Annotated in this window: 22 protein-coding genes and 1 pseudogene; 16 read left to right on the top strand and 7 right to left on the bottom strand. The window is 68.7% G+C overall.

Annotation, left to right across the window (positions count from 1 at the left end; genetic code table 11):
* The first annotated feature begins 163 nt into the window (after positions 1 to 163).
* Complete coding sequence (locus N0A24_06445; protein MCS7173022.1) at positions 164 to 913, top strand: sulfite exporter TauE/SafE family protein; 750 nt, start codon at positions 164 to 166, stop codon at positions 911 to 913.
* 9 nt (positions 914 to 922) lie between these two features.
* On the opposite strand, the gene N0A24_06440 is transcribed toward N0A24_06445, so the two are convergent.
* Positions 923 to 1,810 carry a DMT family transporter gene (locus tag N0A24_06440; GenBank protein ID MCS7173021.1) on the bottom strand — a complete coding sequence of 296 codons (888 nt, stop codon included), beginning with the start codon at positions 1,808 to 1,810 and terminating at the stop codon, positions 923 to 925.
* 177 nt (positions 1,811 to 1,987) lie between these two features.
* On the opposite strand from N0A24_06440, the gene N0A24_06435 reads away from it, so the two are divergent.
* Positions 1,988 to 2,476, top strand: coding sequence for a cupin domain-containing protein (locus tag N0A24_06435; GenBank protein ID MCS7173020.1), 489 nt, complete (start codon positions 1,988 to 1,990; stop codon positions 2,474 to 2,476).
* Here the strand turns inward: N0A24_06435 and N0A24_06430 are convergent.
* Positions 2,473 to 3,519: an alcohol dehydrogenase catalytic domain-containing protein gene (locus tag N0A24_06430; GenBank protein MCS7173019.1), complete on the bottom strand. Its 1,047-nt coding sequence runs from the start codon at positions 3,517 to 3,519 to the stop codon at positions 2,473 to 2,475. The genes N0A24_06435 and N0A24_06430 overlap by 4 nt on opposite strands.
* A complete protein-coding gene (locus N0A24_06425; GenBank protein MCS7173018.1) occupies positions 3,516 to 4,547 on the bottom strand; it encodes an alcohol dehydrogenase catalytic domain-containing protein in 1,032 nt (343 codons plus the stop codon). Before N0A24_06425 ends, N0A24_06430 begins: the two co-directional genes overlap by 4 nt.
* A 144-nt stretch (positions 4,548 to 4,691) precedes the next feature.
* Between N0A24_06425 and N0A24_06420 the strand changes: the two genes are divergently transcribed.
* Positions 4,692 to 6,548: an FAD-dependent oxidoreductase gene (locus N0A24_06420; GenBank protein MCS7173017.1), complete on the top strand. Its 1,857-nt coding sequence runs from the start codon at positions 4,692 to 4,694 to the stop codon at positions 6,546 to 6,548.
* A 23-nt stretch (positions 6,549 to 6,571) separates the two neighbouring features.
* On the opposite strand, the gene N0A24_06415 is transcribed toward N0A24_06420, so the two are convergent.
* A complete protein-coding gene (locus tag N0A24_06415) occupies positions 6,572 to 7,105 on the bottom strand; it encodes a transposase (protein ID MCS7173016.1) in 534 nt (177 codons plus the stop codon).
* A 469-nt stretch (positions 7,106 to 7,574) separates the two neighbouring features.
* On the opposite strand from N0A24_06415, the gene ileS reads away from it, so the two are divergent.
* The 3 genes from ileS (at position 7,575) to N0A24_06400 (ending at position 12,198) form a co-directional block, all read left to right on the top strand.
* Positions 7,575 to 10,709, top strand: coding sequence for an isoleucine--tRNA ligase (ileS, locus tag N0A24_06410; protein MCS7173015.1), 3,135 nt, complete (start codon positions 7,575 to 7,577; stop codon positions 10,707 to 10,709).
* A gap of 88 nt (positions 10,710 to 10,797) precedes the next feature.
* Entirely contained in the window at positions 10,798 to 11,538 is a 741-nt protein-coding gene (locus tag N0A24_06405) for an amino acid racemase (protein ID MCS7173014.1), read from the top strand.
* 492 nt (positions 11,539 to 12,030) lie between these two features.
* The gene (locus tag N0A24_06400; protein MCS7173013.1) at positions 12,031 to 12,198 is read left to right on the top strand and encodes a TraR/DksA C4-type zinc finger protein; all 168 of its coding nucleotides are present in this window, start codon (positions 12,031 to 12,033) and stop codon (positions 12,196 to 12,198) included.
* On the opposite strand, the pseudogene N0A24_06395 reads toward N0A24_06400, so the two are convergent.
* A pseudogene (locus N0A24_06395) lies at positions 12,190 to 12,291 on the bottom strand (collagen-like protein). The gene N0A24_06400 and the pseudogene N0A24_06395 overlap by 9 nt on opposite strands.
* On the opposite strand from N0A24_06395, the gene lspA reads away from it, so the two are divergent.
* Genes lspA through N0A24_06370 form a run of 5 tightly spaced genes read left to right on the top strand, consistent with a single transcriptional unit; the run spans position 12,258 to position 15,979 of the window.
* Positions 12,258 to 12,674, top strand: coding sequence for a signal peptidase II (lspA, locus tag N0A24_06390; GenBank protein ID MCS7173012.1), 417 nt, complete (start codon positions 12,258 to 12,260; stop codon positions 12,672 to 12,674). The pseudogene N0A24_06395 and the gene lspA sit on opposite strands and share 34 nt — an antisense overlap.
* A 57-nt stretch (positions 12,675 to 12,731) precedes the next feature.
* Positions 12,732 to 13,607 (top strand): RluA family pseudouridine synthase, encoded by an 876-nt coding sequence (locus tag N0A24_06385; GenBank protein ID MCS7173011.1) that lies wholly within the window; start codon positions 12,732 to 12,734, stop codon positions 13,605 to 13,607.
* Positions 13,608 to 13,617: 10 nt separating this feature from the next.
* Positions 13,618 to 14,187, top strand: coding sequence for a bifunctional pyr operon transcriptional regulator/uracil phosphoribosyltransferase PyrR (gene pyrR, locus N0A24_06380; GenBank protein ID MCS7173010.1), 570 nt, complete (start codon positions 13,618 to 13,620; stop codon positions 14,185 to 14,187).
* Positions 14,184 to 15,374: an MFS transporter gene (locus tag N0A24_06375; protein ID MCS7173009.1), complete on the top strand. Its 1,191-nt coding sequence runs from the start codon at positions 14,184 to 14,186 to the stop codon at positions 15,372 to 15,374. The genes pyrR and N0A24_06375 overlap by 4 nt, the downstream gene beginning before the upstream one ends.
* An 8-nt stretch (positions 15,375 to 15,382) precedes the next feature.
* A complete protein-coding gene (locus N0A24_06370) occupies positions 15,383 to 15,979 on the top strand; it encodes a GNAT family N-acetyltransferase (protein MCS7173008.1) in 597 nt (198 codons plus the stop codon).
* 1 nt (position 15,980) lies between these two features.
* Here the strand turns inward: N0A24_06370 and thyX are convergent, their stop codons facing one another.
* Positions 15,981 to 16,787, bottom strand: coding sequence for an FAD-dependent thymidylate synthase (gene thyX / locus N0A24_06365; GenBank protein MCS7173007.1), 807 nt, complete (start codon positions 16,785 to 16,787; stop codon positions 15,981 to 15,983).
* Positions 16,788 to 16,838: 51 nt separating this feature from the next.
* On the opposite strand from thyX, the gene N0A24_06360 reads away from it, so the two are divergent.
* From N0A24_06360 to N0A24_06340, 5 genes are all read left to right on the top strand, one after another.
* Positions 16,839 to 17,111: a hypothetical protein gene (locus N0A24_06360; protein ID MCS7173006.1), complete on the top strand. Its 273-nt coding sequence runs from the start codon at positions 16,839 to 16,841 to the stop codon at positions 17,109 to 17,111.
* Between the two features lie 6 nt (positions 17,112 to 17,117).
* Positions 17,118 to 17,723 carry a CoA pyrophosphatase gene (locus tag N0A24_06355; GenBank protein ID MCS7173005.1) on the top strand — a complete coding sequence of 202 codons (606 nt, stop codon included), beginning with the start codon at positions 17,118 to 17,120 and terminating at the stop codon, positions 17,721 to 17,723.
* Positions 17,720 to 18,427, top strand: coding sequence for a metallophosphatase family protein (locus tag N0A24_06350; protein ID MCS7173004.1), 708 nt, complete (start codon positions 17,720 to 17,722; stop codon positions 18,425 to 18,427). The genes N0A24_06355 and N0A24_06350 overlap by 4 nt, the downstream gene beginning before the upstream one ends.
* Positions 18,394 to 19,284, top strand: a complete 891-nt coding sequence (locus N0A24_06345; GenBank protein ID MCS7173003.1) for a histidinol-phosphatase HisJ family protein — start codon at positions 18,394 to 18,396, stop codon at positions 19,282 to 19,284. The genes N0A24_06350 and N0A24_06345 overlap by 34 nt, the downstream gene beginning before the upstream one ends.
* Positions 19,285 to 19,379: 95 nt before the next feature.
* Positions 19,380 to 19,736: a MerR family transcriptional regulator gene (locus N0A24_06340; GenBank protein ID MCS7173002.1), complete on the top strand. Its 357-nt coding sequence runs from the start codon at positions 19,380 to 19,382 to the stop codon at positions 19,734 to 19,736.
* Positions 19,737 to 19,828: 92 nt separating this feature from the next.
* Here the strand turns inward: N0A24_06340 and N0A24_06335 are convergent.
* A partial coding sequence (locus N0A24_06335; protein ID MCS7173001.1) for an EAL domain-containing protein occupies positions 19,829 to 22,228 on the bottom strand: 2,400 nt, incomplete at its 5' end.

Here is a 22,228-nt window from a genome sequence, read left to right as displayed (position 1 = left end):
CTTTGGGAGATCGCCCGGAAGGTGGCGGAGGCGGGGTTGCCTCCGCCCGCCACCCTGGTGGTGGGAAGGGTGGTGTGTCTGAGCCCGCACTGGGCGGAGCGAGTGGAGGCGTCGTACGCCTGGATACCCCCAGGGGAGTCCATGCGATGAGCGGAGACGGTCCGTGTTGCCGCTGGTGGTGCTCCTCGCCTTCGGCGCGGGGCTCCTCGATGCCGTGCTGGGCATGGGGTACGGGACGATCCTCGCGCCCCTGCTGCTCCTCTCCGGCTACCGCGTGCCGGAGCTGGTCCCCGCCCTGCTGCTCTCCCAGTGCGCGGCGGGGCTTGTGGGCGCGCGGTTCCACCACGTAAACGGAAACGCCTCCTTTCAGCGGGGCTCGGTCCACCTCCGGGCGGCCCTGGTGCTGATGGCCGCGGGCTTCGCGGGTGGTCTCCTCGGACCGTGGGTAGCTCGGCGGGTGAGCGAAGCCGCGATCCGGATCTACATGGGCGTGATGATTTTCGGACTCGGATGCTGGCTCGTAGCAGGTCGGAGAGCGCCGCGGTTCTCCTGGGGTCGACTGATGACCCTGGGGATCGTCGCTTCCGTCAATAAAGCCCTCACGGGCGGCGGGTACGGGCCCCTGCTCGCGGGAGGCCAGATGATGGCCGGACTGAACCCCAGAGCCGCGGTGGCCATCACGAACCTCTCGGAGGCGGTGGTTTCCCTCGCGGCCCTGGGCGGATACGCGTGGTGGTTTGCCGCTTCCTGGCGGTGGGATCTGGTGCTGGCCGTTACCTGTGGTGCGGCCCTGGCGGCCCCTCTGGGAGCCCGGGCGGTTCGCAGGGTGGGGGCGGAGGCCCTGCGCACGGCGGTGGGCATCGCCACGGCCCTTCTCGGACTCCTTGCCCTCCTGTCCGTACGGGGCGCCTGAAAATTTGGATTATCCGCCCAGGACCAGGGCGGCTCCCGCCACCGCGGTGGCACTCCCCACCACCAGGCGCAGACCGCCCGGATCCTCCCCCCGCAGCATCCAGCGGCCGAGCGCGATCACGAGGAGCACCTGGAGGTTATAGAGGGCGGCGGCGTTTGCCACGGGCGTGCGGTGCACCGCGGCGGTGAGGAGCAGCAGGGCCACGCTGTTGAATCCTCCGCTGGCGAGGACGTCCGGGCGACGGAGGTGCCGCCAGATCGCCTCCGGCCAGTGCCAGGGGCGCAGCAGGACCAGCTGCGCGGGGATGGCGGCGCAGGCGCCCAGAAAACCACTGAGCGGGACGGAGGGGGTGATCAGAAGGCCCGCCCGCCGGGCGGTGTCGCCCACCGCGAAGGCCAGCGCCGCGCTCACCGCGGTCAGGATCCCGGCCCAGTTCGTGTTCTGCTCCCACCCCTCCCGCTCCGTCACCACCACCCACAGTCCCACGGTGACCAGGACAATCCCCACCAGCTGCAGGGGACGGGGAAGGTCCCGTAGCCACACCCAGCCTACCACCGCGGAGAACACCGTATTGCTGAGCCGAACCGCGGTGGACCGGCCCGCGCCGATCTGCTTCACGCTGAGGAAGGCCAGGTTCCGGCCCAGCATGCTGGCCACGAGGCCCGCGGTGAGGAACAGGGCCACGGATTCCGGACGAAGCGGCTGGCTCCTCCCGCGGGCCAGTTCTCCCACCGCCAGGATGCCGAAGGTGGTGAGGTCTCCGAGAAGGCTCGCCAGCACCCCGATCTCCGGGGGGGCCGGTGGCCGTCCTCCCGCCCCCGTGGTGAACCGGCGGGTATAGACGGCACTCAGTGCGAACGCGAAGGCGGCGAGCAGGGCGAACCCTTCCCCGTGCATCCGCACCTCCTTTCCGGGATGGCTGCGAGTATTGTCGAGTATTGTACCGGACGGGTGTCCCGTCCGATCCTGGCACGGTATTCTGGAGGAGACTCGCCAGGGAGGAGTCCGCAGGCAAGGGGCAGAGAAGACCCGCCATGAGGCCGGCTGCCCCTGCGGGCTCTGGGAGGGAAGGCTATGCGCGATACGTCCGCAGAGATCCCGGCGGCCTATAAGCGACCCTTCGATCCGGAGCGCTTCCGGTGGGAGGGGATCGAACCCAAGCTCTACAAGTTCCATGTGGGGGAGATCCGGGGGATGGGCTGGCGGGGGGTGTGGCGGTTCACCCTGGCAAGCCCGCCGGAGGTGCCCGCCGCGTTCGCCCTGCGGTACTTCGAGATCGAGCCCGGGGGATACAGCAGCTTCGAGAAGCATGAGCACGTGCACTTCATCCTCGTGCTGCGGGGCCGCGGGCGGGCGGTGGTGGGAACCCGGGTCTTCGAGCTCGCGCCCTACGACCTCCTCTACGTCCCGCCCCTGGTGCCGCACCGATGGATCAACGAGGGCGAGGAGCCCTTCGGCTTTCTCTGCCCGGTGAACGCGGAGCGGGATCCACCGCGGCCCCTCGACGATGCGGAGTGGGAGGCCGTCGCCACCAACCCCCACACAGCCCCGTACGCCTTTTAGGGCATCTCTACCAGGACCTTGAGGGCCGGTCCTCCGGCCCGCGCGGTCCGGTAGGCTTCCTGCACCTGACGGAGGGGGAACCGGTGGGTGACGAATTCCGTGGCCCGGATCTCCCCCTCCGCGATCCACCGGAGGGCCTCTCGGGTGTCCCGGGGGCCCGCGGAATACGACGGGAGAAGGGTGATCTCCCGGAAGAAGAGCTCGTGCGCATCTAGAGGCAGCGGGCTTCCGGGCGGGAGGGGTGCGTAGAGGAGCACCACGCCGCCGGAGCGCACCGCCCGTACCGCGGTGGCCACGGCCTGTGGGGAGGCGACGGCCACCACCGCCAGATCCACCTCGTGGGACGCGACCGCTTCCGGATGAAGCACGGTCGTTGCCCACCGCCGGGCCAGATCCCTCCGTTCGGACGACGGGTCCACGGCGAGCAGCTCCCGGGCACCCCACCTGCGGGCGAGGGTTCCAAGCACCTGTCCGGAGAATCCCGCACCTAGGAGCAGCACCCGGGCCCCTCCTAGGCCCTGCCCCCGTGCCTCGAGCCCGGTCAGCAGCCGATCCGCCCGCCGCAGGGCCTTCACCGCGCACGCCACGGGCTCGGTGAGGGCCGCATCGTCGAAGCCCACCCCTGGGGGCAGACGCAGGGTGTCACGGTGCAGGATTCCCGAGGGTACCCGCACGTACTCCGCCATCCCGCCCGGCTCCAGGCGGCTTGCGCGCCACGCGGCGCAGTGGACCTCGTCTCCCCGAAGGCAGGCCGCGCAATCCCCGCAGGGTGCGTGGTGGTGCACGAACACGGGATCTCCCACCCGCCAGCCGGTAACTCCTTCTCCGACCGCCGCGATCTCGCCGCTCAGCTCGTGGCCGAACACGAAGGGGGTGCGAGGAGCCACGTACCAGTCCATGAGGTCTGATCCGCAGATTCCGCAGGCCCGCACCCGGACCACCACCTCCCCGGGGCCCGGATGCGGGGTGGGAAGCTCCCGGATCTCCACCTCGCCCGGTGCCCGCAGCACCGCGGCGTGCATGGTGGCGGGCAGCGGGCTCATGCGGCGTCCGGTAAGAGGGCCACCTTCAGGGCATCCATTCCCCGGTCCAGCTCCTCGAAGACGGAGACCACTTCTCGGAGCGGCCGCGTGTGGGTGATGAGGGAAGCCAGTTCTGCCGCGGCCCGAGACAACAGCCCGTACGCCTGGCGGGCGTCCTCCGTGGTGTAGTGGAAGGAGCCGGTGACCGTGATCTCGTCGTAGTGCAGGCGGCCGGCATCGAAGCGGACCCGGGTACCCCGGGCGAGTCCCCCGAAAAGGAGCACGCACCCACCGGGCCGGGCCAGCTCCACGGACCTCTCCCAGACCTCCCGCTTCCCCGTACATTCCACCACGGCCCCGAATCCCTCCGGCCGTCGGGTCCGGAGTTCCCCCATGCACGCCTCGAGACTTCCCTCCACCACTTCAGCTCCCAGCTCCCGCGCGTAGGCCGCGCCTCTCGGCCGACGGGCGAGCACCGTAAGGTGCTGAGCTCCCTGCATCTTCAGCACCAAAGTTAGGAGGGCTCCCATGGGGCCCCCTCCCACCACCAAGACGTCGTCGGGGATTCCCAGTCGGCGCACTCCCCGGACTGCGCACGCGAGGGGCTCCAGGAGCGCGGCCACGGGATCCGGAATCGTGGGCGGGATGGCGAAGAGGTGGTGGCGTACCACATCCGCGGGGAGACGGACGTAGTCCGCGTAGACCCCTAGGGCCATCCGGCAGGGTTCGAAGAGCCGTTGGCAGAGGTTGCCGCGTCCCTCCCCGCAGCGCGGACAGGTCCCACAAGGAGCCGTGGGGAGCCACATCACGCGCTCACCCATCCCCCATCCCTCTACACCCTCCCCCACTGCGGCGATCTCGCCCGCTCCCTCGTGTCCGAAGGGGCCCGGTACGGGGATCCGTACGTGCCCCTGCCGGTAGGTTTTGAGATCCGTGCCGCAGGTGAGGGCTACTCTGAGGCGCACCACGACCTCCCCGGAAGCCGGATGTGGCACCGGTACTTCCCGCAGTACAAGCCGCCGCGGGGCTTCCAGGTAGGCCTGCCGCATGGAAGTTTCCCCTGCCATGCTACGGAGAGGCGCCCCCGAGTTCAAGGGAAGCGGGAGCTCTGTAGGAATCCGGGAGGAATCCGGGCGGCGGTGCCTGTAATCTTATCTAGGCTAGGTGATGACGGGATCAGGAGGAACTCGTCGGTGCGGGAACGCAGCCCTTTCTACGGGATCTGCCTCTGCTTGGTGGTGGGACTTTTCCTGACCCTTCCAGGCCGTCTTGCCGCCCAACCCCGCTCCCTCCAGGTGGACCTTCTCGTGTACGGGGCCACGCCCCAAGGCGTGACCGCGGCGGCCGCCGCGGCCTTGCGGGGCCTTCGGGTGCTGCTTGCGGAACCCTCCGAGAAGGTCGGGGGTACGTTCTCCCAAAGCTGGCTCAACACCCTGGATCTAAGCCGGGACCGTGAGGGGAGACCCCTGTCGGGCGGGCTCACCGTGCAGTTCATCCAGAGGTTGGGCAGCTGGGACGGGGTGGAGGTGCGCCGGGCGGAGCAGGTGCTCAGGGGGATGCTCTCCGAGGCCTCCGTGGTTCCCCGCCTGGGGTGGCGACTGGTAGGCGTTCAGGTGGCCCACCGCCGCCTGGAGACGGCTTCCTTCGCGACGCCAGGAGGGACGGTGGAGGTTCGGGCCACCGCGTTTCTGGACGCCACGGACCTCGCCACCCTCGCGGCGGTGGCCGGCGCCCGGTTTACGGTGGGCCGGGAGGATACGGGATTGGATCGCCGTCAGATGGCAGCAGGGCTGATCTTCCGACTCGCGGGCCTCTCCTGGGAGAAGGTAGGGGCTGCGGCCTGCCCGCGTCGCCCGTGCCCCACGGGAAACGGCCGGATCGGGAGGCTGGTGTGGGGGTTCAACGACCTCGCGGCCCGGTATGTTCCCAGTGATCCCGGGCGGTTTGCTCTTCGGGGCCTGGAGCTGGCTCTCCAGGACGATGGCACGGTCCTGGTGAAGGGGCTGCAGGTGTTCGGGGTGGACGCCACCGACGCGGAGAGCCTCCGGGAGGCCTATCTCCAGGCCCAGGCGGAGGGGAGGAGGGTGGTGCACTTCCTCCGGCGTACGGCCCCCGACCTCTTCGGCCCCGCGGAGCTCGTGGGCGTGGCACCCTCCCTCTACATTCGGGAGAGCCGGCATCTCGTGGGCCTCTATCGTCTGCGGGCGGATGACGTCCTCTACGGCCGCAACTTCCCGGATGCCCTCTCCCTGGGCGGATATCCTATGGACGGCCAGAGCTACATCGCGGGAGAACCCCCTTATCTCCCCGGCGTTCCCGCCCCTTACGGGGTTCCCCTCCGGTGCCTTGTGCCGGACGGGTTCACCAACCTCCTGGTGGTCTCCCCCGCGGCCTCTTTTGATTCCGTGGCCGCCTTTTCCGCCCGGGTTGTGCCCTTACAGATGAGCCTGGGAGAAGCCGCGGGGATCGCGGTGGCCCTGGCCCGGTCCATGGGGCGTCCTCTCACGGTCTTCCTGGAGGATTCCCAGGCGCTGCGGACCCTCCGACGAGCCCTTCTCGCAGCGGGCATCCGCCTCAGCGCTCCCAGGCCCCCTCTCCCCGAGGACGTGCTGGATCCCGGGTACCCGGAGGCGGTAGAACTGCTCCGGCGAGGACTTTTCAACGGCTCCTACCGGCTGCGGGGAGGACTCCATCTGCAGCGCAGCATGTCCCTGCGGGAGTGGATGGAGAACCTGGAGCACTTCCTCCGGGCCCGCGGGACTTCCACCGCCCTGGAGACAGTACTGGCGGTGCGCTCGGCATCTTATGCCATCCTGGGATATCCCCTCTCCGTCTCGTCCGCGCTCTCCCTCCTGCGGGCCCTGGGACTTCCGGGGAGCGTATCCACGACCAGTCCCTACCTGACCCGGGGGCAGGGTGCCATCCTGCTGTGGAGCGCGATCCGCACCTCCCTGCCTCCTGTCGCAACTCAGGAGCCGGTCCGACCGCCCGAGTGCCGGGAAGTCCTCGGGATGCAGGTGTGCGTAGGGGTTTCGGAGGGACGGCGATAGGTCGGGGAGCCCGCGAACGGGCTCTAGGTCAATAAGTGTGGTGGCCGGAGCAGGAAAGCCAAGGGAACAAGGCCGAGGAGCATTTTTCGCACATACATGTGGCGGTTTCGGAAGCCGTAGCTGAGGCGCTTGAGCAGCTTGATCTTGGTGTGGACGCCCTCGGTGTAGGCGCTGGTGATGCGGTGCTGGTGGTCGCTGAGCAGCTCGGCTTTCCAGGCCCGGAGGGTGCGGCCCCAGCGGACCAGTTCGGCGTCCTCGGCGTGCTGGAGGAAGAAGAGCAGGCGGTCCAGGAGGGCGTGGGCGGGGCTGGGGGCGCGGTAGAAAGCGCGGAGCTGCTCTTTGGCCCAGTTCCACTGGGCCAGGGTGGGGTACTGGTGACAGATGGCGAGGAGGGTCTGTGTCTGCTTGGGGGTCAGCTCCTCCTGGTTTTTGAGCAGGGGCCAGCGGGGGATCTTGCGCTTGCCCAGCTCCTGCTCGATTCTTCGGGCCTCGTCCACCCCGCGGTTGGCATCCTGGAGGACGTGGAAGGGGTCGACCACCACGGCGGCCTGAGGCAGGACCCTTCAGGCCAGCTTGCGCTCAACGATCTTTGAGATCCACGCACACCGCTCCGGGATGTGGTCTCCTAGCCATCCCGTGGTTCGTCTGCCGCCTGCTCCCTTCACCTCCACACTTTTCAGCCTAGAGCCCCGCGGACGTTGACGGTCGGACCGGACCGCGTGGTAGAATTCCGGGCAAAGCGAGGAAGGGGAGGAGTACCGCGGATTCCGGTGCTGCAGAGAGCCGCGGTGGTGAGAGGCGGCGGCAGGAAGCGCGGGAAGATCGCCCCTGAGCTGCCCGGCGAACGGATCGCCTCCCAGTAGTCGGGGCCGGTACCTCCCCCGTGAGCGGGAGGGCGGAATCGGGCTGGTGAGCCCTGTTCCGGCCGAGAGCAGGTGCGCTCAGCACCTGAAGGAGGGTGGTACCGCGGGTGATTGCCCGTCCCTACCGGGCGGGCATTTTTGTTTGTTCTGGGAGGGAGTGGCCATGGGGTTCACACCGGCCTCGTCCAAGGTGAACTTCCCGGAACTGGAGGAGCGCATCCTGGCCTTCTGGCGGGAGCACGACGTCTTCCGGCTGAGCCTCCGGCTGCGGGAGGGCTGTCCCCAGTTTACCTTCTACGAGGGACCGCCTACCGCCAACGGCCTGCCGGGGGTGCACCACGTGCTCGCCCGGGCCTACAAGGACGTGATCCCCCGCTACCGGACCATGCGGGGATATTTCGTGCCCCGCAAGGCAGGGTGGGACACCCACGGGCTTCCCGTGGAGATCGAGGTGGAGAAGGAGCTGGGGCTGGCGAGCAAGCGGGAGATCGAGGCGTACGGGATCGCCGCCTTCAACGAGCGGTGCAAGGCGTCCGTGTTCCGGTACGAGCAGGAGTGGGTGCGGCTCAGCGAGCGCATCGCCTTCTGGCTCGATTACGAGCATCCCTACATCACCTTTACGGACGAGTACATCGAGTCCGTGTGGTGGATCCTCCGGCAGATCTGGGACCGGGGACTCATGTACCAAGCATACAAGGTCGTGCCTTACTGCCCCCGATGCGGAACCCCCCTCAGCAGCCATGAGGTAGCCCTGGGGTACGAGGAGGTCGAGGACCCCTCCATCACCGTGCGCTTCCGGCTGCGGGACGACCCCTGGGTGTCCCTCCTCGTGTGGACCACTACCCCCTGGACCCTCCCCGCCAACGCCGCCTGCGCGGTGCGCCCGCACGTGCCGTACCTGAAGGTCCGCCAGGGGGAGGAGGTCCTGGTGGTGGCCCGCGACCTCGCGGATCGCGTGCTGCAGGGCCCGTACGAGGTGGTGGAGGAGATCGTGGGAAGCCGGCTCGTGGGACTCGCGTACGAGCCGCCCTTCCGGTTCTACGAGGCCCCGAAGCCCGCCTGGACCGTACTGCCCGCGGAGTTCGTCACCACGGAGGAGGGGACCGGGATCGTGCACATCGCCCCCGCCTACGGGGATGAGGACCTGGAGCTTGGCCGGCGGTATGGCCTTCCCGTCTTCCACCCGGTAGGACCCGATGGACGGTACACGGAGGAGGTTCCTCCCTGGCGGGGGATGTTCGTGAAGGAAGCGGATCCCGGGATCATCGAGGACCTGCGACATCGGGGATTGCTGTACCGTGCGGAGACCTACACCCACACCTACCCCTTCTGCTGGCGGTGCGGTACCCCGCTCCTCTACTATGCCCGGATGAGCTGGCATGTGGCCACCAGCCGCCTGCGGGATCGGATGATCCGGGCCAACGAGGAGATCCGGTGGGTGCCCGAGCACATCCGGGAGGGCCGGTTCGGGAACTGGCTGGAAAACCTCACGGACTGGGCCCTTTCACGGGAGCGGTACTGGGGCACGCCGCTCCCCGTGTGGATCTGCGGGCGCTGTGACCACCGGCACTGCGTGGGCAGCATCCAGGAGCTGCGGGAGATGAGTGTGCGGCTGCCGGAGCGGTTCGAGCTCCACCGGCCCTACGTGGACGAGGTGGTGCTGCGCTGCCCTCGGTGCGGTGGAGAGATGCGGCGGGTACCGGACGTCATCGATGTGTGGTTCGACTCCGGAGCCATGCCCGTGGCTCAGTGGCACTACCCCTTCGAGAACCGGGAGGTCTTCGAGCGGTCCTTTCCCGCGGACTACATCTGCGAGGGCATCGATCAGACCCGGGGGTGGTTCTACAGCCTGCACGCCATCGCGGTGATGCTGTACAACCGGCCCGCCTTCCGGAACTGCATCTGTCTGGAACTGGTACTGGATGAGAAAGGCGAGAAGATGAGCAAGAGCCGGGGCAACGTCATCGACCCCTGGACCATCATCCACCGTTCCGGTGCGGATGCCCTGCGGTGGTTCTTCTTCTCCGTGAGCCCGCCCGGGATGCCCAAGCGACTCAGCGTGGCCGCGGTGGAAGAGGTGGTGCGGCGGTTCTTCCTTACCCTGTGGAACACCTACGTCTTCTTCACCACCTATGCGAGCCTGGACGGCTTCGATCCGCTGCGCACCCCCGCTCCGCCCGTGGAGCGGCGGCCCGCCCTGGACCGGTGGCTGCTGTCGCGGTTGGTGGAATTGGGGGGTACCGTCACGGACGCCCTGGAGAACTACAACCCCACGGACGGAGCTAGGGCCATCGAAGCCTTTGTGGAGGACCTCTCCAACTGGTACGTGCGCCGCGGCCGACGCCGGTACTGGAAGTCCCAGGACGATGAGGACAAGTGGGCCGCCTACCACACCCTCCACACCGCCCTCGTCACCCTGGCCAAGCTCATGGCGCCGTTTGCGCCCTTCCTCGCAGAGGAGCTCTATCAGGGCCTCGTACGGGCAGTGGACCCCCGCGCTCCCCTCAGCGTGCACCTGTGCGACTGGCCGGAGGTGGAGATGCGCCTGCGGGATCAGGAGCTGGAGGCTGCCATGGAAAAGGCGCGGGAGCTCGTTCGGCTGGGGCGGGCAGCCCGCAGCCGGGCCGGCATCCGGGTCCGACAGCCCCTCCCCGCGCTTCTCGTGGTAGCACCCTCCGCGCACGTGGCGGGACTTGCCGGGCTCGTGGACTTGGTGGCGGACGAGCTGAATGTGAAGGAAGTGCGGTTCGTGGAGGAAGCTAGTCGATACGTCCTCTACGAAGTGCGACCCCGGTTCGACCGCTTGGGCCCCCGGTTCGGGCCCAGGGTGCAGGCCATCACCTCCGCCCTCGCCTCCCTCGGCCCCGAGCTGGCAGAGGCCGTGGCCCGACAGGGGCGGGCCGCCCTCACGCTGAACGGCGAGACCGTGGTGCTGGAAACGGAGGACTTGGAGATCCGACCTCGGGAGCGGGAGGGGTTCGTGGCGGAGGCAGGCTCAGGGGTCGTGGTGGTTCTCGATACCCGCCTCACACCGGAGCTCGTCCAGGAGGGGCTGGTGCGGGAACTGGTGCACCACGTGCAGCAGCTCCGCCGGGATGCGGGGCTAGCGGTGAACCAGCGAGTCGAGCTGTGGGTGGAGGCCGCTGGGGAGGTGGCGGAAGCGGTGAGGGCCTATCGGGAGACCCTGGCCATGGAGGTGCTGGCGGTCCGGGTGGAGCTGGGCCCGGGGGAGGGGGTTACCCGGGAGCTTCGGTTGGACCGTGGCCCCGTGCGGATCGCCCTCCGGCCTGTGGGATAAGCTGGATTGACCTCCGGGTCCCCATGCTACAATGGGGCTCTCGGGGCGCACAGCGCCCCTTGCGAAGGCTCGGGTGAGGGAGGAAGGGATGCCGTTGACGGTCGGGGTCCTGGGGGGAATGGGCCCTCGGGCAACCGCGGACTTCTTCTGGAAGCTCATCGAACTCACCCCCGCGCAGCGGGACCAGGACCACCTCCGGGTACTCGTGGAGAGCAACCCGCGGATCCCGGACCGCTCCGCGTTTATCCTGGGGGAGGGAGAGGACCCGACGCCGTGGCTGGTGGAGGCCGCCCAGAGGTTGGAGGCCGCGGGTGCGGACTTCCTGGTGATCCCATGCAATACGGCACACTATTTCCTGGAAGTCATCCGTGGCAGCGTGGGGATCCCCGTCCTGGACATCACGGAGGCCGTGGCGGAAGCATCGGTTCGCACGGTCCCGGACTTGGTCACCGCGGGGCTGCTAGCGACCACGGCCACCGTCCACACCCGCCTCTACCACCGGACCTTTGCCCGGCGGGAGGTACGGGTGGTGGTTCCCGAGAGAGCGGAGCAGGAGATTGTGGATCGGGCGATCTACTCGGTAAAAGCGGGGGATCTAGGACCAGGAGTACGGGAGGCCGTCCGGCGGGTGGGGCTTGGCTTGGTGGCCCGGGGGGCCCAGGCCATTGTGCTGGGCTGTACCGAGATCCCTCTCGTGGTGGATCCGGAGGAGTGGCCGGTTCCGGTCCTCGACTCGACCCGGGCCCTGGCCCAGACCGCGGTGCGCACCGCGCTCTCCACCTCGCGGGAAGGGGACGAACCCGTGGCACGTTCCCAAAAGGGGCGGTAGGGGCCCGCATTCAGAGAGGGAGGTTGTATGGCAAAGGCGAGGAAGGTGGCAAAGAAGCAAGCCTCCAGGAAGACCGTGCGCCGACTCCCGGCAAAGCCGAAGAAGATGGTGCTCCGCCGGAAGCGGTTGATCGCTCCGGGAGCGGGCACAGGGACGAGGGCGGGTGCCTCGGGAGGAGCCGTCGCGCCCGAACCCAAGCCTGAGATGGCCTTCCCTGTTGGCGTCCCTGCAGGGCCCGCGACGGGTGCCGAGCCCCGGAAGGCCAGCCAGCCCCTCACGGAGCGCGACTCCCAGGAGTTCCGGGCGATGCTTCTGGCGGAACGGGACCGTCTGCTCCGGGAGCTGGCTGCGATGGATCGCCAACTCCGGCAGGTGGAGGAGCTGGGCTTGGTGGAACAGTCCTCAGAGGACGACTACGGGGACGTGGCTGCGGAGGCGGTAGAGCGGGAAAAGGGGTTTGCCCTGGAAACTTCCGTCCAGGGCATGCTCCGCATGGTGGAGGATGCCCTTCGCAAGCTGGATGCCGGGCAGTACGGCATCTGCGAGCGGTGCGGGCAATCTATCGATGTGGAGCGGTTGCGGGCCCTGCCGTTTGCGAGGCTGTGCATCCGGTGCAAGACCGAGGAGGAACGGGAGCGACACCAGGCCCGCTGGACGTGAGGGAACGGATGGGTCCGGACCGGGTCGGGGCGGTGCTCCTCGCCGCCCTGGCTGTCCTGGTGGCCCTCCTGGACCAGCTGGCGAAGCATGCGGTGATGCAGATCCTCTCCTTCGGAGAGACCCTCCCTGTTCTGCCCCCGCTGCTTCGCATCACCCTCCATCGGAACACGGGGATCGCCTTCGGACTCCTGGGCGGTGCCAATGCCCTCGTGGGCATCCTCGCGGCCCTCACCGCCCTCCTCCTGCTTGCCTTCCACCGGGATCGGTGGGCCGTGGACCGGGCAGTCCTGGTGGGGCTTGGGCTCGTGGTAGGCGGGGCGGTGGGGAACCTGCTGGATCGGGTGCGGTGGGGATACGTGGTGGATTTCATCGAGCTCCCCTACTGGCCCATCTTCAACCTGGCGGACGCCTGCATCGTCGTGGGCGGAGGGCTGCTGGCCCTGCGGGCGGTTCGCTCGGTCCAGGGAGGGCGTTAGGGCGGGGTGGCGGCGCACCTCGGGAACCTGCACCGGATCACGGTGGAGTCGGAGGCCATGGGCGTCCGGCTAGATGTGTACCTCGCACGCCGCCTGCTCCTCAGCCGCTCCCGCATCCAGCAGCTCATCGAGGCGGGGGAGGTCCGGGTCCATGGCCGGATCGTGCGGCCCAGCTATCGGGTCCGGACGGGGGACGAAGTGGAGGTCCGCTTGCCGCCCCCCGAGCCCGTGGCGCTTGTCCCAGAACCCCTCCCCGTGCGGATCCTGTACGAGGATGGGGACCTGGCGGTGGTCGACAAGCCCGCGGGGATGGCGGTGCACCCCGGTGCGGGTCGGACCCGGGGCACCTTGGTGAATGCTCTCCTGGCGTGGCTGGACCGGCTTTCCGGAATCGGCGGGGAGCTGCGGCCGGGGATCGTCCACAGACTGGACAAGGACACCTCGGGCCTGCTGGTGGTGGCGAAGCACGATGCGGCCCACACGGCCCTCGCCTCCCAGTTCGCCCGCCGTACGGCCCGACGCACCTATCTGGCTCTCCTGCGGGGGGAAGTCCCGTGGGATGAGAAGACGGTCTCTGCTCCGATCGGTCGGCACCCCGTGCGGCGGAAGGAGATGGCGGTGATCCCCACCGGCCGACCTGCCACCACCCACTTTCGGGTGGTGGAGCGGTTCCCAGGCTACACCCTGGTGGCCTGCCAGCTGGAGACCGGGCGGACCCACCAGGTCCGGGTGCACGCCAGGCACATGGGGTATCCTGTAGCCGGAGATCCGGTGTACGGAATGCGGGGAGAGCTGGGGTTGGGGCGACAGTTCCTGCACGCGTCCGAACTGGTCTTCCTCCACCCACGGACTGGCCAGCGGCTGGTGTTCACCTCGGAGCTGCCGGAGGATCTGCAGCAGGTGTTACAGACCCTGAGGGAAAAGGAGAAGTGAAGCGATGCGGATGCGGCAGAAAGCCCGAGTCATGGATCCGCAGGCCATCTCCCGCGCCCTGGTGCGGATCGCCCATGAGATCCTGGAGCGGAACCGGGGGACGAGCACCCTGGCGCTCGTGGGCGTCCGCACGAGGGGGGATGTCCTCGCCCGAAGGCTTGCGGAGGCCATCGAGCGGATCGAGGGAGTGCGGGTGCCTGTGGGTGTCCTGGACATCACCCTGTACCGGGACGACCGCGACCGCCACGCCGCGGCTCCCACGGTCCAGCGCACCGACGTTCCCTTCTCTGTGGCAGGGCGGGACATCGTGCTCGTGGACGACGTGCTGTACACGGGGCGCACGGTCCGGGCAGCCCTGGACGCTCTCATGGACCTGGGGCGTGCCGCCTCCATCCAGCTGGCGGTCCTGGTGGACCGGGGACACCGGGAGCTCCCCATCCGGCCGGACTACGTGGGGAAGAACCTGCCGACCTCCTCCCGGGAGCGGGTGACGGTGCGCCTGGTGGAGACCGATGGGGTGGATGAGGTGGTGATCGAGGAGCCCGTGGAGGCTGCCGAACCGGAATCCCAGCCGTCGTGACCCCGCTCGCACCCCTCCGGCACCGCGACTTCCGGCTCCTCTGGATCGGCCTGTTGGTCTCCAACACCGGCTCGTGGATGCAGTTCGTGGCCACGGGGTACCTCGTAGACCGCCTTACCCTCTCGCCCGTGTATCTGGGCTTGCTGGCCCTGGCCCAGGCCATCCCCAGACTCCTGTTCGCTCCCCTCGGAGGGGTGGTGGCGGACCGGGTAGATCGACGGACCCTGCTGGTGTGGACCAACCTCCTGCTCGCGGCAAGCGCCCTGCTGCTGACGGTGCTCACCGCCACCGGCCGCGCCACCGTGTGGCACGTGATCCTCCTGGGCGGCCTCAACTCCCTTCTCATGTCCTTCGACATGCCCGCCCGTCACGCCATGGTTCCGGAGCTGGTGGACGAAGAGGAGGTGCTACAAGCGGTGACCCTGAACTCCGTGGCCTTCAACGGCGCGGGTGTGCTCGGTCCTTCCCTGGGCGGGGTGGTGATCGCATGGGCGGGGGAGGCCGTCTGCTTCGCGGTGAATGCCCTCAGCTATGGGGCGGTGGTGGCCGCGGTGTTGCGGATGCAGGTTCTGGGCCAGGTGTCCGCATCCGGCTCCGTATCGGAGGAGCTCTTAGACGCCCTCCGCACCCTCCGGGAGGACCGAACGCTTCTAGGGGTCCTCGGGGCGGTGGCGGTCCTCAACTTCTTCGGCCGGCCGTACTTCCGCCTCATGCCTGCCTTCGCCCGGGAGGTGCTGCACGCGGACGCCGCGCAGCTGGGTGTGCTGCAGGCCGCCCCCGGGCTCGGGACCGTGTTCTCCGCGTGGTACGTGGCTCGCTTTGGAGGGGGACCTCCCCACCGGCTGTTGATCTCCTCCGCGGCGCTGTTCGGCCTCAGCGTCTTGCTCTTCGCCCTCTCCGCGCACCCCTGGCTGTGCATGGGGTTTCTCGTGGCTTCGGGTCTGTTTCAATCCGCGGCCATGGCCGCGGCCAACACGCTCCTGCAGACCCGGGTGGATCCCCGGATGCGGGGCCGGGCCATGGGGCTGTACTCCGTGACCGCCTTCGGCATGTTCACCCTGGGGACCTTTCCCATGGGGCTATTGAGCGCGGCCATAGGAATCTCCCACGCCCTCGCCCTGGGCGGGGTCCTCACGGTGTTCCTGATCCTGGCCTTGGGGCGCGGACTGGCCACCGGGAACCGTTGAGGCATCCGATGGACGAGGGTGGCGTCTGGGTGCGCCCGGCCTCCCCGCGGGATCGGGGGGCGGTGGCGGAGATCCTCACGAGCGGCTTTCTGGAGAAGTTCTCCCGGATCTTCGGGCCAGACCCGCATCGGATCGCCCGCCTCCTCGCGGACCTGCCCTCCTCCGGGCAGGTCTTCGTGGCGGAGGTGGGCGGGAGGGTGGTGGGGACCCTTACCCTCGTCCTGGAATCCTCCCCCCCGGCTCCCCTCTGGCCCGTGTTGCGGCGGCATCTCCCCTTTCTCCGAGCGCTGTGGGCGCTGGTGCTTCTCTCCTTGACGGGAAGTGCGGCACCGGGTCCGGACACCGCGCTCATCGAGGCGGTGGCGGTTCTTCCCCAGGCGCGGAGACGGGGCGTGGGTCGGGCCTTGATGCACCGGGCCCTTCTGGAGGCCCAGCGGGTGGGGAAGCGGCGGGCGGCCCTCTATGTGGTGGAGGAGAACCTGCCCGCCCTCCGGCTCTACGAGTCTCTGGGGTTCCGGATGGAGCGGCGCGTGCCGCTCGTGATGGGCCGGTTCCTCTTCGGAGCTCCGCGCCTTGGGTACATGACGCGGGCGCTGGGGTCTTAGCTCACTCCTCCGGGGCGGAAAGCGGTTGCCGCTGGAGAACAGGGATCGTTTCCCCGTTGGGGAGTCGGTGCTCCCGCACCTCGAAGTCCTGATAGATGTGCGGGGCCAAGGGCCGGGCCACCTCCGTGAAGATCCGGACCGCTACCTCCCGGATCTCCGCGTCCGCATGCGGGCTTCCCCGCTTCTCGAAGAACTCCCGCCAGGCCCGGTGGTTCCCGGTGATCACGATGTGGGTCTCCGTCATGTTCGGGAGCACGCACCGGGCAGCCTCCCGGGCCCGCTTCCGCCGCATGCGGCGATCCGCAAGGCCCTCCAGCTTCCGCTGGGCGAGCCGCACCAGACGCGCATAGGCCTCCTGCGTCTTCCGGTGCACCTCCTCCAGAATGGCTAGGGCCTCCGGATCGTCCCGGAACAGGGGAGGGACCACCACCGCCGCGTGCTCCTCGTCCACGAACCGCTGGGAGAGCTGAGAGTAACTGAAGTGCCGGTGACGGACCATCTCATGGGTGAAGGAGCGGCTCACCCCCGTGAGGACCACCGTGAAACCCGCGTGCTCCAGGACGGAGAAATGGCCCTGCGCGAGGATGTTGCGGAGGTAGTCCTCGTTCCGCGCTGTGGCGGGGTTGGGACGATGCCAGCTCTGGTAGCACAGTCGCCCCGCGAACTCCGCTAAGACCTCCGCGTCCCGCGAGGAGGTGGTCTCCCAGACCCGCCACGGGACTTGGTCCCACGCGTTCAGCACGAACCGGGTCTCCGCCACAAGATGGATCCGCAACCGGGCGATGGACAATCCGGACGACCCCTCCATGGTCCCCCCGTGCTTCCGTGTGGTGGTGCTCCCTTCCATTTTAGGTCGGCCATGAGGATCGAGGAGCTCTGGTATGATCTTGCCGGAGGTGGAGCCGTGATCCTGTTCTGGCTTGCGGTGCTTTGCGTTCTCCTGCTGGTCTACGGAATGGTGATGGTGGCGGGTCTGTTTGACCTCACCTCCTTCCTCCCACGCCATCACCCCCTGCGCCGCCTCACCCTCCTGGCAGCCCGGCCCTTCCGGGGAGGCGGTCCGGACGAGGAAGCGGTGGACGAGATGAGCCGCCGGCTTCGGGGAGGCCCCGGGGCCTGGCCGGTGGGGTGACAGGACATGGGAGCTTGCCTCCTCCGCACTGCCAATGGGGAGAGCCGCCCGGACGTAACCCTTGCCCGTATCCGGGAAGTTCTCCTGGGATACGTTCCGCGGACGGTCGAAGACCCCTCCCTGCGGCTGAGCGCAGTCCTGATCCCCCTGTACGAGGCGCAGGGGGAGGTATGGGTGTTGCTCACCCGGCGCACGGACCGGGTGGCGGTGCACAAGGGCCAGATCTCGTTTCCGGGGGGAGCGGTGGAGGAGGGGGACCCGGACGCGCTCCACGCGGCCCTTCGGGAGACGGAGGAGGAGTTGGGGATCCGGCCGGAAGACGTGGAGGTGCTGGGACAGGTGGACGATGAGCGCACCGTGGTCTCCGGGTTCCTCATCCGGCCGTTCGTGGGCCGGATTCCCCATCCGTATCCCCTCCGGCCCGCGGAGGCGGAGATTGCGGAGGTGATCCGCATTCCCCTCACGCTTTTCCTGGATCCTCGCGCGGTGGAGATCCGGGGGGATCCCTCCGGCAGGCCACAGTACTTCTACCGGTATCGGGGACACGTGGTGTGGGGAGCCACGGCCCGCATCATCCGGCATTTCACCTCGCTGCTGGTAGGAGACGGATGAAGCTGGCGGTGCTCTCCGACATCCACGGGAACCTCCCGGCCCTCCAGGCGGTGGCCCGGGAGCTCGCGGGGGTACCGGGCCTCCAGCAGGTGTTGGTGGGCGGGGACCTGTGCTTTGGGGGCCTCGAGCCCGCCCAGTGCCTGGACTTCGTCCGGGACCACGGGTACGCGGCCATCCTCGGCAACACGGACGCCATCCTCGTGGAGGCCGCCCGGGACCCGGAATCCCAGGAAGCGGACGACCTCCTCGCGTGGACCCTAGCCCAGCTCAACGACGACCACCTCCTCTATCTTGCGGATCTGCCCTTTCACCTCCGGATGGTCCCGGAGGAGGGACATGACCTGTACCTGGTGCACGCCACCCCCTGGAGCGTGGAGGAGCCGGTGCTTCCCGATGCTCCGGAGGAGGTGGTGCGCCGCATCTTCGAGGAAGCGGGGGCACGCCTGGTGGTGTACGGACACGTCCACAAGCAGTACCGGCGCACCTGGCAGGACCGCCTCCTCGTCAACCCGGGATCCGTAGGGTTTCCCCTGGACGGCGATCCCCGGCCCGCCTACGCCATCTTCACCTGGGATGGTGCTTGGCACGTGGAGCTGCGCCGGGTCTCGGAGGGCTACGACCCCGAACAGGTAGCCCTGCGGTACCGGTCCGCCCACGCCCGCGGGGAGGTGTGGGCCGAGCGCATCCGCACGGGGCGACCGTGATCTCGCGCCCCGACTACCACACCCACCTGGAGAACGTGGGGCTCCATTGGGAGGCCCTGGTGCGCTTGGTGGAGGCGGCCCTTCGGGTGGGGGTTACGGAGATCGGGCTCACGGAGCACGCCCACAACTTCGTGCAGTGCCGCACCATCTACCCCTCGGACAACACGTGGGTCCACGCCCGGGATGTGCCCGAGCGCCGGAACTGGGACTTCGATGCCTACGTGCGGTTGCTGGATCGCGCGCGGGCCGAGGGTCTGCCGGTGAAGGCAGGGATGGAGTGGGACTACTGTCCGGGATACGAGCGGGAGCTGGAGCGATGGATCCGAGCCTACGACTGGGACTTCACCCTGGGCGGGGTACACTGGCTGCGGGGCCGGGACGGGGGCTGGTGGGGGTTTGACATCCCGGACCAGCGGGCGGAGTGGGAGAACCGCTCCGTGGACGAGGTGTACGCGGAGTACTTCCGGTTGCTCGCGGAGGCCGCCCGGACAGGGCTCTTCGATGTCCTTGCCCATCCGGACGTGGTGAAGGTGTTCGGCCACCGGCCCAAAGGGGACCCCCTCCCCTGGTACGAGGAGGCCGCCCAGGCCATGGCCCGGGCGGGCGTGTGCGCGGAAGTGAGCACCGCGGGACTGCGCAAACCCGTAGGGGAGCTGTATCCCGCGGAGGGATTCCTCAGGGTCCTCCACCGGTGGCGGGTCCCCATCGTCACCAGCTCCGATGCCCACCTTCCCGAACATGTGGGCTACGCCTTCGACCGGGCCGAGGCCGCGGCTCAGGCGGCAGGGTACCGCACCCGGTGCGTCTTCACCCGTCGCAAGCGGAGCGAGGTTCCGATCCGGTTTGCGAACGTATGATCGCATTTTGTTCGATCGAACGCACGTCGCCTGTTGACACCCCCCTCCCCCTGGTATACTGACCTCCGGAACCCCACGGCCCCCTGGAGCTGGCCATGTCGGGCCCCAAGGAGGAACTCTTCCCCATCGGCATCGTGTCCCTGTTGACCGGATTGCGTCCCTCTACCCTTCGGAGGTGGGAAGAGCGGGGGCTTGTGGCCCCGGTCCGGAGCGGCCGGAGGAGGCTACGGCTCTATTCCTGGCGGGACATCGAGCAGATCCGGCTCCTGCGGCACCTTATGGAGACGGAGGGACTCTCGCCCCTCCAGGCCAGGGCCGCGATCCAGGAGGGCTGGCCCCGGTTCACCGGGTGGGAGCAGGGTTTGTGGCGGAACCGACCTCCCCGGAGAGGGGGGAACCGGATCGCGGTAGTCCCGGTCTGTGCGGTAGGGGGGGAGGAGTCCGGGCCGTAGGGAGCGAAGAGAATTCGGGGGAGATCGGAGCGGGTGGCTCGGACGCTCCGGTCGCTTCCGAGCGGGCACGCCGGAGGGTGTGCCCGCTTCGTTTACCCTCCCGCGGCCCCCGCGAGGTATGTGGTGGCGACCTCCGGAGCCATGGGACGGGCCACGGCGAACCCCTGCGCGTACTCGAATCCCATGACCGCCAGAGCCTCGAGAGCCTCCGGGTTCTCGACCCCCTTGACCACCACGGAGATCTGCCGGTCCTGCACGGTCCTGACTAGGTGGCGGAGGGCTTGCTGGCGCTCTGGGGTGGTGGAGATGGCTTCCCAGGGAACCTTCAGGGACCGGACTGGAAGCCGCTCCAGGAGCTCCTGGAGGGGGACGTCTTGGAAATCGTCCACGTGCACGCCCGTAGGCAGCGTTCCAATCCGCTCCAGCACCTCCGGAGAGCAGGTGATCAGGACGCGCTCTGGGATCTCCAGCCGGAGGGCTTGCGGGGTGGCCTGGGCTGCCTGTAGGGCGGCGGTTATGTGGTCGAGGAGCTGGGGGTCTTGGAGCTGGGAGGCGGAGAGGTTCACGCTCACCACCAGCTCCCGGTTCGGGAACCGCCTCGTCCACTCGTGGAGCTGCTGGCAGGCTTCCCGGAGCACCCACGCGCCGAGCGCACTCCCCAGCCCCGCACGTTCCGCGGCGTCCAGGAAGTCCGAGGGCAGCAGCAGGCCGCGCTGGGGGTGGTTCCAGCGGATCAGGGCCTCCATCTCCACCGGGAAGCGGTCCCGCAGGCGCACCACGGGCTGGTAGTGGAGGACGAACTCCCTCCGCTCCAGGGCACGCCGCAGGTCCGCCTCCCCGTGCAGCTGACGCACGACCTCCAGGTGCATGGACTCCTCGAAGTACCGGTACCGGTTGCGGCCCGCGGCCTTGGCCCAGTACATGGCCGTGTCCGCCTCCCGGAGCAGGTCCTCCGGCTTCCGGGTCCCGTCCCCTAGGGAGATCCCGACGCTGGCGGTCACGTACACCTCCTCCCCTCCGAGGGCAAAGGGAGGGTGGACGGCCGCGAGAATCCGCTCCGCGATCCGGGCCGCATCCGCGGGATCCTGCACCTCCGCAACCACCACGAACTCGTCTCCCCCAACCCGTGCCAGGGTGTCCGCGGCCCTGAGGCACTCCCTGAACCGCCGGCCGGCCTCGATCAAAAGGGCGTCTCCCTCCGCATGCCCCAGGCTGTCGTTGACGAGCTTGAACCGGTCCAGGTCCACGAAGAGCACCGCCACCCGGTTCCCGGCCCGCTGGGCACGCTCCAAGGCCTGCTGGAGCCGATCCAGGAGGAGGGTGCGGTTGGGGAGATCCGTGAGGGCGTCGTGCAGGGCCAGGTGCGCAAGCCGCTGTTCCATGCGCTTGCGTTCCGTGATGTCCACCCCATAGCCGATGAGCCGGACCACCTCCCCCTGTGCATCGAGGACCGGGCAAACGCGCCGCAGGTACCACCGCTCCTCCCCGGATGCGGTGGGAACCACCTCCTCGTACTCCAGGACCCGCTTCTCCTCCATGGCCCTGCGCAGAATCTCCTGCCTCCGGGTAGCCAGGGCAGGATCGCGCCCCTTGCGGCGGCAGTACTCGTAGTCATCCTTCCCCACGATCCACTGCCGGACCTCCGGGTCCCGGATGGCGGAGGGGTTCACGTACACGTACCGGAGTTGCGGATCGAACACCGCGATGTCCGTCTGCACGTGGTGAAGGATTTCCTCGTAAAAGGCCCGCTGCGCTTCCACTTCCCGCGCGGCGGCCCGGGCCTGCTCGTGAAGCCGCGTGCTGTGGAGAACCAGGGAGGCCATATGGGCGAACTGTGTAAGGGTCGCCACCTCCTCCTCCGTGAAGGGGTCGTGGGGATCCTCCCGGGCCAAGTTCAGAACGCCCATTACTTCCCCCTGCAGGACGATGGGGACCCCCATCGAGTGGTACACCCGGTGAAACCTCGGATCCGGAAGGCGACCTGGCCAGTGCGGATAGTTCTCCACCACCAGGGGTAACCCCGTCTCCCACACCCGGCCCGCAAGCCCCTGTCCTCTGGGGATCTGCAGGGGCTCCAGCTGCGTCCACCGCACGTTCCCAAGGGCCACCCGGCACCGCAGAACCTCTCCCTCCACCAGGAAGAGGTTGCAGTGGGGGGTCCGCAGCAGCTCGCAGGCGCCTTGGGCGATGGCCTCCAGCAACCCCTTGAGCTCCAGATCCTGGAGGAGGCCCTGCGTGACCCGGTGCAAGGTCTCCAGGAGGCGGGCCCGCTGCTGGAGCCGGGCCTCCGCCTCACGCCTCCGCTGTACTTCCTCCTGGGCCGCTTGATAGAGGGAGGCGTTCTGGAGAACTAGGGAGGCGAGCTCCCCGAACCGTTCCATCAGGGCCAGATCTTCGGGAGTAAAGGGCGGGTCCTTATCCCGGGCCACCACCACTACCCCCCGCACCTCTTGCCCCACCACCAGGGGGATCCCCACCGCGTGGCGGGTGAA

It is taken from the genome of Armatimonadota bacterium (assembly GCA_025059775.1).
Lineage (GTDB): Bacteria > Sysuimicrobiota > Sysuimicrobiia > Sysuimicrobiales > Sysuimicrobiaceae > Sysuimicrobium.
This window is presented reverse-complemented; position numbering and strand designations above follow the sequence as displayed.